Below are 15,359 nucleotides of genomic sequence, written 5' to 3'. Positions count from 1 at the left end.
CCATCAAGAAGTATCTTAACCCCATGTTAATTCAAACCCACTTTTAAAGAAAATACGTGCGAGTATAACGACTCAGACTGATCCCCGATATCGGTTAAAGCATAATCTATCATCACATTGTTAATTTTAACACCAAGCCCGGAATTAGGTTGAAAGCTGGTATAGGTGGATTCATCAAAATCTTTTACTTCCTGAATATTGCCTACCCCTAATCGGAAATAGACGATTTCACGGTAGTTCAGTTCCATTCCTGCATTGAGGTCCATAGAAGCAAAATCCGATTTTAAGATAACATTTCTTCGTCCGTCAAATGAAAATACCAGGTCGGTGGATGCCAGCAGGCCAAATTTTTCTTTGATCTGAAAATACCTCGATACACCTAAAATGGCCTTTGGCAGCGTAATCTCAATTGAGTTCTCGGGAATCTCATTGCCGGTTTGGGTAAAAATATCAAAAACCAGCTCTGAATTATGGCTCCAGGCATTGAAGGTTCCGGTTATATCCCTTAACATGACCCCGAACTGCCACCCGTTTCTCTCCAATTGGGCTCCCACATCCAGGCCAAAGCCCCAGGCATTGGCAAAGTCACCGGCGTTTCTATGAACTACTTTGAAATTGGCTCCCATATTAAGGCCGGGCAGAAAACCCATTTCCCTGGCATAGGAAAATATGAAAGCATAGTCCGCGGAGGAGAAAAACCGGATATTATTATAATCAATAGCCCCATTGGCATTATATAAAAACCTGGTATCCGGTATATCGTCCACTGCAAAGCGAATCACCGAAATAGCCAGATGACTTGAAGTGTCGATGGCAGTAGCAAATGCTGCGTAGTCATACTTGGCAATTCCCGCAAAGTATTCGGCATGCATCAACGCAAATTCGTATTTGCTTTCAATACCTGATAAGCCGGCAGGATTCCAGTAACCCGATGTCACATCCTTAACATTGGCCACCTGTGTCCCTGACATTCCCAAACCCCTGGCACCGACGCCTATAGAGAGAAATTCATTACTAAATTTTGGACTAACCGCCTGAGAATAAACAATTTGGATTGTTACAATAAAAACGGTCAGATGAATTAATACCTTCTTCATTCAACTGCTCAATAAAAACCTAAATTATTAATATTTTAATTTCAATTCCAGTAATAATTCGGTTAATAAAATACAAGGTAATGAAAAAGATAAATTCAAAGCTATTTTTTAGAGTATGGGAAAATTTCGCGATCCTTGATATTTCATAATGCAATTACCGCCTGACTACCCCCTGATTATTATTTAGCCATACTATAAATTTGCAGTCATAGTATGACTAAATCAACGTAGCCAATTGATTATCAATTTTTTAACGTTTAGTATGATCGTTATTCCATAGCCAACAAATACGATCTGTGAATAGATCAACTATTAGAAAAATGCTATTTCTCCCTGATAATCAACAGATACGGTCCAAAGCGTGGACGCCAATCCTTACAACTATCGAAATATTCATTCTTTAAAATGAAAAATTAACAATTTAAATTTTTTGTAGTAAAAAAAATCGAACATGTCAATCATACCAGCACAATATTGAGTAAATTAAATCAAAATAGCCATTTTCATGAAGAAAACTTGGATTACTGTGAAAAAATTAACAATTATTTAAATTTGAACTATTCCAAGCATAAACGCCTGACTGAATCCAGATGTGCCTTTTTTCATTGAAAATACTATCAATAATATAAGAATCTCTTCTAGTATCCCTTAATCTTGGTTTAGTACAAGCTTACTTATTTTTTTATTTTTTCCGGATAATAAAGCAAAAATCAATAGTATTCAAAAAATAAGTACATGAAAAAAATTGAGCTTTGTTTACTCTTACGACATTATTTAAGTGATATCGTAAAAACATATTTAAACTAAACTTCATTTAAACCCTAAAAATACATGTCTGAAAATTCGTGGCGATAGTTAATTTGGCTATTCTCAATATAAACAGTTATTTTTTGTCAAAAATCTTACTCATGTAAGTATCTTAACGTATGATGTACGATTTCCCTAACTATTAAACACTAACTTAAGCATGCGAATAGTGTGAGATTATTTTAACTTAAACATCGATATTATTATTAATTTATTAAAGTGTTAACAATTTAGTTTAAGTAATCGGAAAGACTGAACTCTTCTTATCCAGTTAAAAACGACAGAGAAAGGATCCTTTGATAGTTATTATCCTTCCTATTAAAAGACCAATTACATTCAACGTGCTTATTGCCTGTAAATGATGCAGGTTAATGGTATGACCATGAATTTACCTCATTACCTGATGGGGAATAAAGTATATTATGTAATTCTTAAAACTTTATTTTATGAAAAGTGCAAAGAAAGAATCGGAAAAACTGAAATCGAGGGAACCTATTGCTTTGGTTGGAATAGGCTGCAGATTCCCGGGTAGCATATATGGGCCGAGTCAATTCTGGCAGGGTTTGAAGAAGGGTATAGATGCTATTACCGATGTTCCTGCCAACCGCTGGAGTGTAAACGCATTTTATGATCCTGACCCGGATAAGGCGGGAAAAATAAAAACGAAAAAAGGTGGATTTCTCGATGAAATAGATAAATTCGATGCAGAATTTTTCGGTATATACCCTAAAACCGCAGAGAGGATCGATCCACAGCAAAGGCTTTTACTGGAAGTTACCTATGAAGCTTTCGAAGATGCTGGCATAAAACCGGAGGATATTTCCGGCTCTAAAACGGCTGTTTATGTAGGTGTCTTTACCAATGACTACTGGGACATACAGGCAGCCAGCGAACAAAAAGATCATCTCAGTCCGCATGTCTCCATGGGCGTAATTTTGACGGCCATTGCCAACAGACTATCCTACACATTTAATTTAAAGGGGCCGAGTGTAACGATAGACACCGCCTGCTCTTCGTCCCTGGTAGCAGTGCATATGGCATGTCAAAGTATATGGACCGGCGAAAGCAAGCAGGCTATAGCAGGTGGTGTAAACATGATTCTACGGCCTGAAACATCCATTATGATGTCAAAGGGTAATTTTTTATCTCCTGACGGTTATTGTAAATCTTTTGATAGCAGAGCCAACGGTTATGTCAGAAGCGAGGGCTGTGGAATTGTTATCCTGAAGCCACTCTCACAGGCTATAGCCGACGGCGATCAGATTTATGGAACTATCTTAGGTACTGCCGTGAATCAGGATGGATACACTGAAAGCGGGTTTACTGTTCCCAGCCTTTCTTCCCAAACGGACATGCTGGAAAACGCTTATGCCAATGCCGGTGTGAATCCGGCCTCGGTTGCTTATGTAGAAGCACACGGAACCGGGACCCCGGTAGGAGATCCCATTGAAACCAACGCATTTGGCAATGTCATTGGCAAAGGGCGGAAAGAAGGCAATGAGTGTATCATCGGTTCTGTAAAGACTAACGTTGGCCATCTGGAGGCAGCGGCAGGAGTAGCCGGATTGATTAAGTTAAGCCTGATTCTAAAGCACAAACAAATACCAAAAAATCTGCATTTTTTGAAACCTAATCCAAATATTCCATTTGCAGATTATAAGCTTAAAGTATCAACGGAATTACAAGAACTGCCGGAAAATGGTCAACCGGCCATTGTTGGTGTAAACTCATTCGGTGCGGGTGGAACCAATGCCCATGTTGTGATGCAAGGTTACAGGCCCGCTGCCGAAGTTTCCAGGCACAATGGTCAGGCCCAGGATTCTGTAATCCATCTGTTTGCTGTCACCGCACGCAGTAGCAAGGCACTTAAGGAGCATGTGAAGAACTACATTGATTTCATAGAAAAATCAGGAGATTCTTTAGAAGACATTTGCTTTTCATCGATGTGCAGACGGTCGTGGCATCCTTACCGGCTGGCTATGGCTGTAAAAACAAAGGAAGACCTGATTGGCAAGCTCGGTGCGTTTTTGAGGGGTGAAGAAAGGCCTGGTATGCATACCGGCCAGATAAACCTCTCCAAGAACCATAAAATCGGATTTATTTTTTCCGGTCAGGGACCGCAATGGTTCGCAATGGGGCAACAGTTAATGCATACCTCCCCATTGTTCAGGGAGATAATACTGAAAACAGATACATTATTTTCAAAAATGGCCGATTGGTCGCTGCTTGAGGAAATGCATAAAGATGAAACCAATTCAAGGATCGGGGAAACCAACATTGCCCAACCAGCCATTATGGCCATCCAGATTGCTTTGGCGGAATTGTGGAAGTCAAGGGGAGTGATACCAGCGGGTTGTGTGGGTCATTCCATTGGTGAAGTGGCAGCCGCGTACACGGCCGGGGCGCTTTCGCTCGAACAGGCGGTCGAGGTGATTTATCACAGAAGCAGAGGCCAGAATAAGGCCTCCGATAAGGGAAAAATGTTGGCTGTAGGATTACCTTACAACAAAGCAAAAGATTTAATCAATGGCCATACTGAAATCGTATCGGTGGCCGCTATCAACGGTCCAAATATAGTCACACTTTCGGGCGATGCCGAACCTTTGGATTCAATTGCTGAAGATTTGGACCATCGGGATATATTCCATCGTTTCCTCAGGGTGAATGTGCCTTTTCACAGTCATCATATGGAATCGTTAAAAGATGAGTTAATTGCTTCCCTGCAGCACCTTCAGCCAACTGAAGCCAAGGTGCCACTTTATTCTACGGTAACTGGAAAACAGGAAGATGGCAAACACCTGAATAGTGATTATTGGTACAAAAATGTCAGAGAGCCTGTATTTTTCACCGATGCTTTGCAGTCTATGATTAATGATGGATACAACACATTTATTGAGATCGCACCACACCCGGTCTTAACCAATGGCGCTTTGGAACTGTTAAAAGAAAACAAAATCCACAACCCGGTGATTGTTCCTTCAATGCGAAGGGGCGAGGACGAGGATATAGTCTCTATGGGATCACTGGCTGCACTGTTTACCCGGAACTTCACGGTCAAAACTGACCATTTGTTTTCAAAAGAGGCGAAATTTGTGAAGTTACCGGCCTACCCCTGGCAGCACCGGTCCTATTGGTTTGAAACCAAAACGCATCAACGCAAAAGGCTAGGCGAAGACAACCATCCGTTTTTGCCGGAAAACACGCAAATGATCTCTGATCCCGGTCAAATACTGTGGAGCCTGCCGTTGAGTGCCGGGGCACACCCGTATCTGAAAGACCACCAGGTTGACGGGGCAATGGTTTTTCCTGGCACAGGGCACCTGGAAGTGGCTACAGCAGCAGGCCGGTCTTCGTTTCCTGAAAGCTTTTCACATGTAGAAAACATTGTTTTTGACAAAGCCTTATTTATTCCTGACGAAGACGCTGCTTCTGAAACCAAACTTGAAATTTCTTCACATGACCATCGATTCAGAATTTTCAGCAAGCAGGATACAGAGGGATCAAACTGGATAATGAATGCTAAAGGTAAAATGGTTTTTGAAAATGAAAGCCCCGGCATAAAACAACTCGATATTGACAAAATAAAAAGTGAAGTCAGTAATCCTGTTTCCGTTTCCGGCTTTTACCTGGAACTAAAACAAAATGGTTTGCATTACGGGGAAACATTTCGCGGAGTGCAAAAGTTATGGTCCTCTGATATGTCTTTGCTGGGTGAGGTAGCTTTACATGAAAATCTGCAATATGGTATCGATAAGTATCATTTTCATCCCGCGTTACTGGATTCTTGCCTGCATATACTCGAGTATGCAGCCCACTGGGCAACAGATGGGGATCAGGCAGGTATATATTTACCGGCATTTTTGCGGAAGTATAAAATTTATCAGCAGGTGCCGGAAAAAGTCTGGTGTTATGTAAAGGTAAAGGAAGCCTCACCCGATACATTGAGAGCCGATTACGCCATACTAGATGCAAAAGGCATGGTAATCGCGGAGCTGCAAGGACTGGAATGTACTTATATAGAAGGTTCGCGAGGGGAAAGAAATATTGGTGTTTATGACGGCTTTTATGATTATATCTGGCATGAAAATGTGGGGCAACCAGACCCTCCGGACGAATCGATAACCGCACCGCCATTAATATTCCTTAGCCAGGGGGAGTTAGGCAAAAAAATTGTAGCCCGCTTCAGAGATAGCAATCAATCAGCCTTGTGGGTTACCAAAGCAAAAGACTTTAAAAAAGTTGATGATTGCCATTACGAAATTAACCCTGATAGTCCGGAAGATTTGGACAGGTTGTTCCTGGAGGTCAATCAAAATAACAAGGTTGAAAAAATAGCCTATCTCTGGCCGATGGATACCCAATTCAATCCATACCTATCAGATACTCAGTTGGAGAACCAGCAAAAATCGCTCACTGGTGCCATGTTGTGTTTTCTACAGGCTGTTATCAGGTCGGAAAGTGAGCCGGCACTGACAGTCGTAGTTCAGGCTACCGAAAAGGTATTACCCAACGACAAGGTCAACGTCAACCAGTCCGCTGTATATGGGTTAGGCCGGGTAATGCTCAATGAATACCCATTCACCAAAGTTTCTATCATTGACCTCAGCGAATTTCCTGATGATCAGGAAATCGGGAATCTGTATAATCATCTCGTCGCAAAAGGTGGTGGTGACATAAATTTTTCCGAAATCGCACTGAGAAATGACCGGCAATACACAAGAAAGCTCATCGCTGTTGATCAGGGTTATGCTGAAAACCAGGCGCAAAAGGAAATCAATGCACGCAATACCGCATTTGTCCTGGAAACAAGCAGTAATAAAAGTCTGGCTGATGTGTTTTTCAGAAAGATCAGCCGCCCCGTGCTCCGGGATCATGAACTTGAGGTCTCCGTATTGGCAGCCGGGGTCAACGATACACAGCTAACCGATCAACCAGGTTTTCTATTGACCGGAAACGAATTTGCCGGCGTAGTGACAAAAACCGGAAAAAATGTAAAACGGCTCAAGGAGGGAGATGAGGTTATGGTGTTTGGAAAAAATGTAATTGGTGGAGTTATCAGGGCGCGGGAAGATTTGGTAATACCTAAACCGGCAGGTTGGTCATTCGCTGATGCAGTCAAATTATATAAACCATTGTTCTCCGCCCTTTATGGGCTGAAATACCTGGGTGAATTAAAAAAAGATGACTTTGTTTTTATCCGGTCACCTCTCTCTATAACAGCATTGGCTGCGATTGAGGTGGCTCGTAATTTGGGTATTAAAGCCATCACAATCGGTCAACAGTACCAGGATAAATCATTCCAAAAGTTGATGGAGCCGGTTTTGTTTGTCAACCCTCATGAAGATAACCCTGCAGAAAAACTATTGGCACTAACCCATGGAAAGGGAATAAAACTAGTGATTGCCAACGGCGATGTACCGGAAATGGTCAGAAAAAACCTGAGGCCGTTTGCCAGAATTGTAGATTTAAACCCGGAAGCAGACCAGATTTCAAATATCAAACTTTCCGTACCCGGTGAATTAAACATTTCTTTTCATCATATCAGCCTGGATACCATATTGCAGCATAAGCCTGAGATATGTAAAGATTTGCTGAATACCGTGGGGCAATGGTCCCTTCATGAAGATCAGTTGAGTAAGGCCGTACCTGTCCACCCTGTGCATCAATTTACAAAATTCCCGGGAGAGAGTGCCCCTGGCTCCCGACAGATGAAACGGGTAATAACCATGGACCGATCCATTATATCCTTATCCCCTCCTACAGAGCTTACCATCGAAGCCAATGCCACTTACCTGATTACCGGAGGGGCCAGTGGATTTGGGTTGATCCTGGCAAAATGGCTGGCCGATAATGGTGCCAGGCACCTCGCCTTGTTAAGCCGGAGTGGTTGCAAATACGATCGGGACTATGAAATCGTAGACGCTATGCAAGCCAACGGTGTAAACGTTCACCTGATGAAGACAGATGTTGCCAATCAAAAGGAAATTCAGCTCACGCTAAATATTATCAGGGAATCCATGCCCCCATTAAAAGGAATCATCCACAGCGCTGCCGTTTTGGATGACGCCACGATCCCAAATACCGACATCAAGCAATTTATGCGCGTATTTAATCCCAAGGTTAAAGGGGCCTGGAATTTACATATGGGTACGCAGGGTGATGAACTGGACTTTTTTATTATGTTATCCTCGGTTTCATCTGTCATCGGATGGCCCGGACAGGCCAACTACTCATCGGCCAATAATTTTCTGGACAGACTTGCATTATATCGGCAATCCCAGGGAATGGTCGGCTCATCCATTAACCTGGGCGTATTGGATGATTATGCCGGGATGACGAAATCCGGTGAAGGGGGCAATTTAATTAAAGTGTTATTTAACCAGGGCTGGATACCGCTTACCCTGAAAGAGGTAACTGAAAAGATCGGGACCATAATGATGCAAAATCCTGTTCAGAGAATGGCGGCCAACCTGGATTGGTTAAGATTCAAGGATTCTTTTCCCCATTTATCAAAAGATTCGAGGTTCAGCGACATCATAAACGAAATTTTGCTGAAAAATAAAGGACAACAAGATAAGGGCTCTCTGGTAGACAAAATCAGGGGAGCAGACAATGAAGAAAAAGAGTCATTGCTCACCAACAATATCGTTGCTTCGCTGGCAAAAATTCTGGGTGTGTCAACGGAAAAAGTTACGGTGGATAAACCCATAACCGGTATGGGACTCGACTCATTGATGCTTAACCAGCTTCGTAACTGGATACAGCAAACCCTGGGGCTGAATTATCCGCTGATGAGAATTGCCAAAGGCCCTAGCATACACCAACTAGCAGGCCAGTTATTAACAGACCTCACCAGTGAAAATAACCAAGGTAAAAATGCTGATAATAATGGCAACGGAAAGATGGAAGCACCCGAAGGAATTGAATATGTGGGCAAGTGGTTTATGAAAAGCCGGCATAAGGACGGCGATGAAATCAACTTCCGCATTTTCTGCATACATCCTGTTGGTGCCGGGGCCTCGATGTTCGGGCATTTCCTTTATAATCCGCCAGCCAATACCGAAGTGCTCGCTTATCAATTGCCCGGCAGGGAAAACCGGTCAGAAGAAGCCCCATTTGAAAGGGTCGAAACACTAGTCCCTGAGATGGCAACGGCCATGAAACCATTTTTGGATAAGCCATTCATTGTGCTCGGTCACAGCTTTGGTGGAATTATCGGGTTTGAGTTAATCCATTTTATCAAAGAACACTATGGTGTCCAACCTCAACATTTGTTTGTCACAGGCACTTGTGCACCACATTTAACACAGGCATGGAAAAAAACTGAAACCATTACCGAAACCGCTGTTGCTGCTAATTCGACAGAAAAACTGCTCGGGTTATTGAATTATATCGAAGATGTTGACTTTTTAAAAAGTATATTGCCCGTTATGAAAAGGGATATGCCCTTGATTATGAGCTATCCTTATCAGGACAAAGGTTTACTGGATTTTCCGGTCACGGCCTTTGCGGCTGATAAGGATGAAGTGGTAACAATCAAAGAGGTAGCAAGCTGGAAAGCCCAAACCAACCATGCTTTTGAACTTGAAATGGTGGAGGGTGACCATTGGTTCCTCAGCAGAAATAAAGAATTAGTATTCAAAAGGTTAGAAGAAGCAATTGATCGGTACAAAAAGCGAATGGCTGTTAAAATTTAAAGTAATAGCGTTTTATATTAGAAAAGGGAATTTATTTTCAGGAACCATAGGATAGGATCCTCAGGGGGGATCCTATCCTGGTTCTCAGGTCGTGGATTAGGATTAGATGGAGAATACCTGTATTATTAACATTTTGTTAAAACGTAAAAACTGGCAAAGCGAAGCAATTCTCGGTCTTTCCTCAATGCCTGCCGATCTACTGTTCGATCAGAAAGAGAGTTTTCTGCATAAAAACGAATTAAAATTCCTGAACCAGTGCCACGATGAAAAAAAAAGACGTCAATTCCTGCAAAGCAGAAAATTATCGAAAGAGTTATTGTCAACCCATCTAAAAGAAACAAACCTAACTAAAATCCACATCGAATCAGGTGTTTTTAATCAACCCGTGATTACTTATCCCTCCGTAATACACCCTGCCATAAGCATTTCGCATAGTGATAATTGCTCAGCATGTATTATTACCTCAGAAATTCACCCGATGGCCATAGATATTGAAAAAATTCAACATAACAAAAAAGAGCATATGGCCTCCCCACTAAGCCATTCGGAAAAAACACTGGTAAAAGAATTACCCAGCCATGAGTATATTACCTATCTGCAACTGTGGACGGCCAAAGAAGCCATTTCAAAAGTGCTAAAAACGGGCCTGATGGCATCTTTTGAGATATATGAAATCGATAACGTAAATATATCCGGGGCTTACACAATTTTTACCTTTAAAAATTTCGCCCAGTATAAAGCAATTTCCTTTGAAATAAAAGGTAACATTTGTTCTGTGGTGCTTCCGAAAAAAACGAAATTATGCTTCGAATCAGGAATTGGCACATCTTTAAAATTCGACAATTTCGATATCGCAAGCTGAAAAGTGACCGAATCAAAAATTTGATACAGCTATGCACCGCAATCCCTAAGATTAGGGAACAAAACTTACGTAAACAATTATTGGAATTTTCTGATTATTTTATTATCGATTTACGCGGTATTTTGCCACAGTAATTTCAGCGAGTCAAGTAAGGTAATTGAAGGTCTGATGTTAAATTTAACAGTTGTAGAAGGATTTGTTGCATGAAAGAGAAGGGTTTATGAAAGAATTTGTATTGAAAAACTTCATCGAGGCTGGTTTGAGTGAGGAAGTTCCGGAGTTTTTAAGAGGGAGAGTAAAAACGATTAATATTGTAACCTTGCTTTTAACCTTTGCGGCAGCGTTACCTTTTGTTATATTCTCTCAAATCTATTATCCGCCGTTAACCTTTATACCTATGGCAGGCATTGTAACCGGTTTGGGTGTCCTACTAGCCAATAAATATGGAGGTATATTGTATTCCAGGTTTTTTATTTCCGTTTTACCTGTATGGGAAGTAATCACCTACAATGCTTACCTGTGTGGCCCTGATGATGAAGCCATAGGGGGACTATTTCTGATTGGTATGGGGTTCATTCTAGTGCCCTTTCTCATGATTGACATTAAAGAAAAATACTTCCTGACCGTTACCTCTTTTATCTGCTCACTTCCCATCGTTGCCTTTGCATTGTTAAAGCAGTGGCTGAATATTGGGACAGCCAACGCGGATATGGCTCATACCTACATCGAATTGCTGAGAACCGGTTGGATAAGTAACATGACTTATGCTCTGAGCGTGATCATCGCATTTGGCACATTATTAGGGTTGGCTTTTTTAAACCGTCAAGCAGTAAAGAAAAGCGAGTCGCTGATTGAAAGCATGAACGATCAGAATACAGTACTGCAAAATTCTCAGAAACAGTTAGAAGAAAACCTGAAAAAAGTCGAAGCAGCGCAGGAAGAGGAAAAAAGAAGAAATTGGGCGACGCAGGGAATCGCCAACATTTCAGAAATATTAAGAAGCAACAAAAACAGCGAAGATATATTTGACAATATCATTGCCATGATCGTGAATTATACCAAATCCAATCAGGGTGGTTTGTTTATTGTAGACAAAAATGAAACCGGGGCAGACGGTGCAAAAATAAGATTACAGTCCTGCTATGCCTATTCCAGGAAGAAGTATCTGGAGGAGGAATATGAAGAAGGACAGGGGCTGATTGGTCAGGCCTATCTGGAAGGAGCGTATATTCACATGACCAAAATTCCTCAAGATTATATCAATATCACTTCGGGATTGGGCGAGTCTACACCTTCCGCGCTTTTAATTATGCCGCTCAAGGTAAATGACCTTATTGAAGGGGTAATAGAAATCGCTGCCTTTCAAAAATATGAAGATCACCAGATAGAATTCATCCAAAAATTAGGAGAAAATGTAGCCTCCTACATTCAAAGCAACCGCATTAATGAAAGAACTAACCGGCTTTTACGTGAAGCACAAGAGCAATCTGAGGAATTAAGGGCACAAGAAGAAGAAATGAGGCAAAATATGGAAGAACTCGCTGCCACCCAAGAAGAACTGAGCAGGAAAGAAACCGAATCTCAAAAAGTAATCGAAGCGCTCAAAGGTGAGGTGGAAAGGTTAACCCCCAAAACATCTGAAAAGGTCCGCGTGACAGGATGAGTCAAGGCAACTTATATTGCCACTTTACATAGATTAGAGGCCACATGTGCGGGCTTTTTGTCTCGAATTGTCAAATTCCGTGCTTACACACCTATTCAGGGGTTGTTTAATAAAGTCTGTTCATATGGATAATCAGATTTTATTTTGCCCGACCTATCAAAACCCACATCACATTGTGCGAGCCTCTCAGGCTTATGGGTCGATTTTTTAGCGAACCTCCGGCACCGGGGAAAGAGTTCATACACTTGATTTATATTTTTCAATTGTTTTATATAATTTTTTAAAGAATGTATTAGGCAAGCTAGTTTTTTTTACTTAGTACTTGGCTATACATAGTACTTTCCCGTATATTATACCGAAGTTAGGTGATAAAAGAAATGAAACATGAATGTTGAAAATACACAGGTACAAATGCGGAAGGGTATTCTGGAATTTTGTATCCTCCATATAATCTCCCGGGGTGAGGTTTATGCGTCTGATATGTTGGAGGAGTTGACATCGGCAAAAATAATCGTGGTAGAAGGGACGCTTTATCCACTGCTGACCAGGCTTAGAAAGGCGGGTTTGCTAGAATACAAGTGGGTTGAATCCACCTCCGGTCCTCCCAGAAAATATTACAAATTAACAGACGATGGAAAGCTTTTTTTAGCGAAATTAGAAGAAACCTGGGAAGAGCTAATGTCCTCAACAAACCAAATTATTTCAAAAAACAAAAAATAATCAAAATAAATGCTGTCATGAAAAAAAATATAAGCATTAACATAAGCGGCATCATTTTTCATATAGAAGAAGACGGTTACGACCAACTAAAAAATTATCTCGAATCCATCAACAAATATTTTGCCTCCTTCGAAGACAGCAAGGAAATCATTGAAGATATTGAAAACAGGATCGCTGAAATATTTCTGTCCAGATTAACAGATGGCAACCAGGTAGTCACCATGGAAGATGTCGAGAGCCTGATAGCCACCATGGGAAGTATTTCAGATTTTGAGGCCGCAGAAGACCAGCAGGCCGACCTGGAACCAACACCCACAGGGGACTGGGATAATCAAGGGACCACCTTCACCTCCACCGCCGGAGAACAGACAAGCGACACTGACGGAAAGTCTAAAAAGCTATACAGGGACACCAACAGAAGATTGATCGGTGGTGTGGCTGCCGGATTAGCGCATTACTTTGGTATCGATCCACTTTGGGTAAGGTTGATTTTTATCGTCCTGTTTTTTAACCTGGTCATATGGGCCCCCATAAGCGGTACCATTCTCATCGCTTATATTATTATGTGGATCGTTGTCCCTGCCTCCGGACAGTTAGAGGAAGACAAAAGCCTGAAAAAAATGTTCAGAAGTTCGGAAGAAAGGGTTTTGGGTGGTGTAGCCAGCGGCCTCGCAGCCTATTTTGGTACTGATATTACCCTGATCCGGGTTTTATTTGTCATCACTACCCTCATAGGTGGCACCGGATTGATCTTGTACATTGTCTTATGGATAATTACGCCTGAGGCAGTATCTATTACGGATAAAATTCAAATGCAGGGCGAGCCTGTAACACTCTCCAATATTGAATCAAGCGTAAAAAAAAGCCTTAATGTAGAAAAAGAGGAAGAGGAAAATATCTTTGTGAAAATTTTACTTTTCCCGTTTCGCTTAATCGCCGCGATATTTACCGGACTGGGGAGAGTATTTGGCCCCATCATGTTATTTCTGGTAGAAATCATCCGGGTATTTGCAGGTATAGTTATCCTTCTGACTGCCATTGGTCTGATTGCAGGCTTCTCCATAGCCATGAGCGTAATACTGGGTATTATGGCAGGCGGGGATTATTTTTATCTGAGCAATGATATACCTGTTGACCTGATAAAAGCCAGCTTTCCACCTTTCACAGTCATTTCGGCTTATGTGGCTGTTTTAATACCATCACTGGCCCTGGCACTTTTGGGGGCCATGATTGTAGCCAAAAAGAGGGTGCTTAATGTTTCCACCGGCTGGTCGTTATTCGGTATATGGGTATTGAGCTTGTTTGCCATTGGCACTACGATTCCGATGATTGTAAAAAACTTTCGCACCGACGGTGAATACCGAGAGACGGAAACCTTCAACCTGCAGGGCCGAACTGCCATACTCGCTCTGCAGGATGTAGGGTTTGATGAATATGATGTGACTTATCTTAAGATCCGGGGGCATTCTGACTCGCTGTACCGGCTGGTGAAAAACTTCGAGGCCCGTGGCAGATCAAGGCAAGATGCCATTGAAAATGCAAAAATGGTCGAATATCGTGTGCTACAACGGGATTCTACCCTGATTTTTGACTCGAACATACAATTCAAACGCAACGCCGAGTTCCGGGCACAGGAATTGAACATGACCCTGTATATACCTTACAACACGCCGTTTATAATGGAATATGACCTCAGGTATATTCTAAGAAGTACTTTGTATTATAATGGATACAATATCAGTGATCTGGGTGACAATACCTGGATGATTTCTGATGATGAAGGATTGATCTGCCTGACTTGCGAAGAGGGTGGATACCAGCGTAACTCCAGGAAAAGGGATTTTGAAGAAGACGAGTTAACTTTCGACTATCGGGACTTTAGTGAAATAGTGGTGAGCGATAACTTTGAAGTCGAGATCGTAAAGTCGGATGACTATGACATTAAGTTTACAGGCCCACAGCGGGAGTTAAGAAGAGTGGATGCACATAAAATGGGATCAGCGTTGGAGATATCCATGGACAGGGACCGTTATTTTGACGGGAATCGTAGAAGGGTTAAGGCTGAGATACAAATTCCTGAACTTCAAACTATTTATTTGGGAGGTAGTACCAGCACGATAGTCAGCGGATTCACCGAGGAAGACTTCGACCTCAGACTGGGTGGCAGTGCCGAAGCCGACGTTAATATTTCGGCTCAAAGGCTTTCCCTGGACATGAGCGGATCATCCCGGTTAAACCTTGTGGGATCAGGTTCGGAGGTAATAGCAGATATTTCGGGTGCGGCGAGATTAAATGCTTATGATTACCGGGCTGCCAATGTCGAGCTGGAAACTTCGGGTGCTTCCAATAGCAAAGTATATGCTTCGGAAAATCTGGATATCGATTCCGGGGGTGCCAGCGCAGTACAATACAAAGGTAACGCCAATGTAAACACCAGAAACACAGGGAGCAGCAAAGCGGTGCGGGAATGATTACCTTTATTTTCATATCTTTGTACACCCATGTTGTACTAT

The 15,359-nt window shown here is 41.9% G+C and carries 6 protein-coding genes; 5 read left to right on the top strand and 1 reads right to left on the bottom strand.

What is annotated here, in order from left to right:
- Positions 1-26: 26 nt before the first annotated feature.
- Entirely contained in the window at positions 27-1,097 is a 1,071-nt protein-coding gene (locus AC04NP_RS22495) for a putative type IX sorting system protein PorV2 (protein ID WP_482862206.1), read from the bottom strand.
- A gap of 1,253 nt (positions 1,098-2,350) precedes the next feature.
- Here AC04NP_RS22495 and AC04NP_RS22490 point away from each other — a divergent pair.
- From AC04NP_RS22490 to AC04NP_RS22470, 5 genes are all read left to right on the top strand, one after another.
- Entirely contained in the window at positions 2,351-9,601 is a 7,251-nt protein-coding gene (locus tag AC04NP_RS22490; protein ID WP_482862205.1) for an SDR family NAD(P)-dependent oxidoreductase, read from the top strand.
- A gap of 106 nt (positions 9,602-9,707) precedes the next feature.
- Positions 9,708-10,463 (top strand): 4'-phosphopantetheinyl transferase family protein, encoded by a 756-nt coding sequence (locus AC04NP_RS22485; RefSeq protein WP_482862204.1) that lies wholly within the window; start codon positions 9,708-9,710, stop codon positions 10,461-10,463.
- A gap of 220 nt (positions 10,464-10,683) precedes the next feature.
- Positions 10,684-12,126, top strand: a complete 1,443-nt coding sequence (locus AC04NP_RS22480) for a GAF domain-containing protein (RefSeq protein ID WP_482862203.1) — start codon at positions 10,684-10,686, stop codon at positions 12,124-12,126.
- A gap of 384 nt (positions 12,127-12,510) precedes the next feature.
- Entirely contained in the window at positions 12,511-12,846 is a 336-nt protein-coding gene (locus AC04NP_RS22475; protein WP_482862202.1) for a PadR family transcriptional regulator, read from the top strand.
- Positions 12,847-12,863: 17 nt separating this feature from the next.
- The gene (locus tag AC04NP_RS22470; RefSeq protein ID WP_482862201.1) at positions 12,864-15,317 is read left to right on the top strand and encodes a PspC domain-containing protein; all 2,454 of its coding nucleotides are present in this window, start codon (positions 12,864-12,866) and stop codon (positions 15,315-15,317) included.
- The last annotated feature ends 42 nt before the right edge of the window (positions 15,318-15,359 follow it).

The sequence above is a fragment of the Agaribacillus sp. DX54 genome (assembly GCF_056858335.1).
The sequence above is the reverse complement of the archived record's forward strand: the minus strand, read 5'-3'. Positions and strand labels throughout refer to the sequence as shown.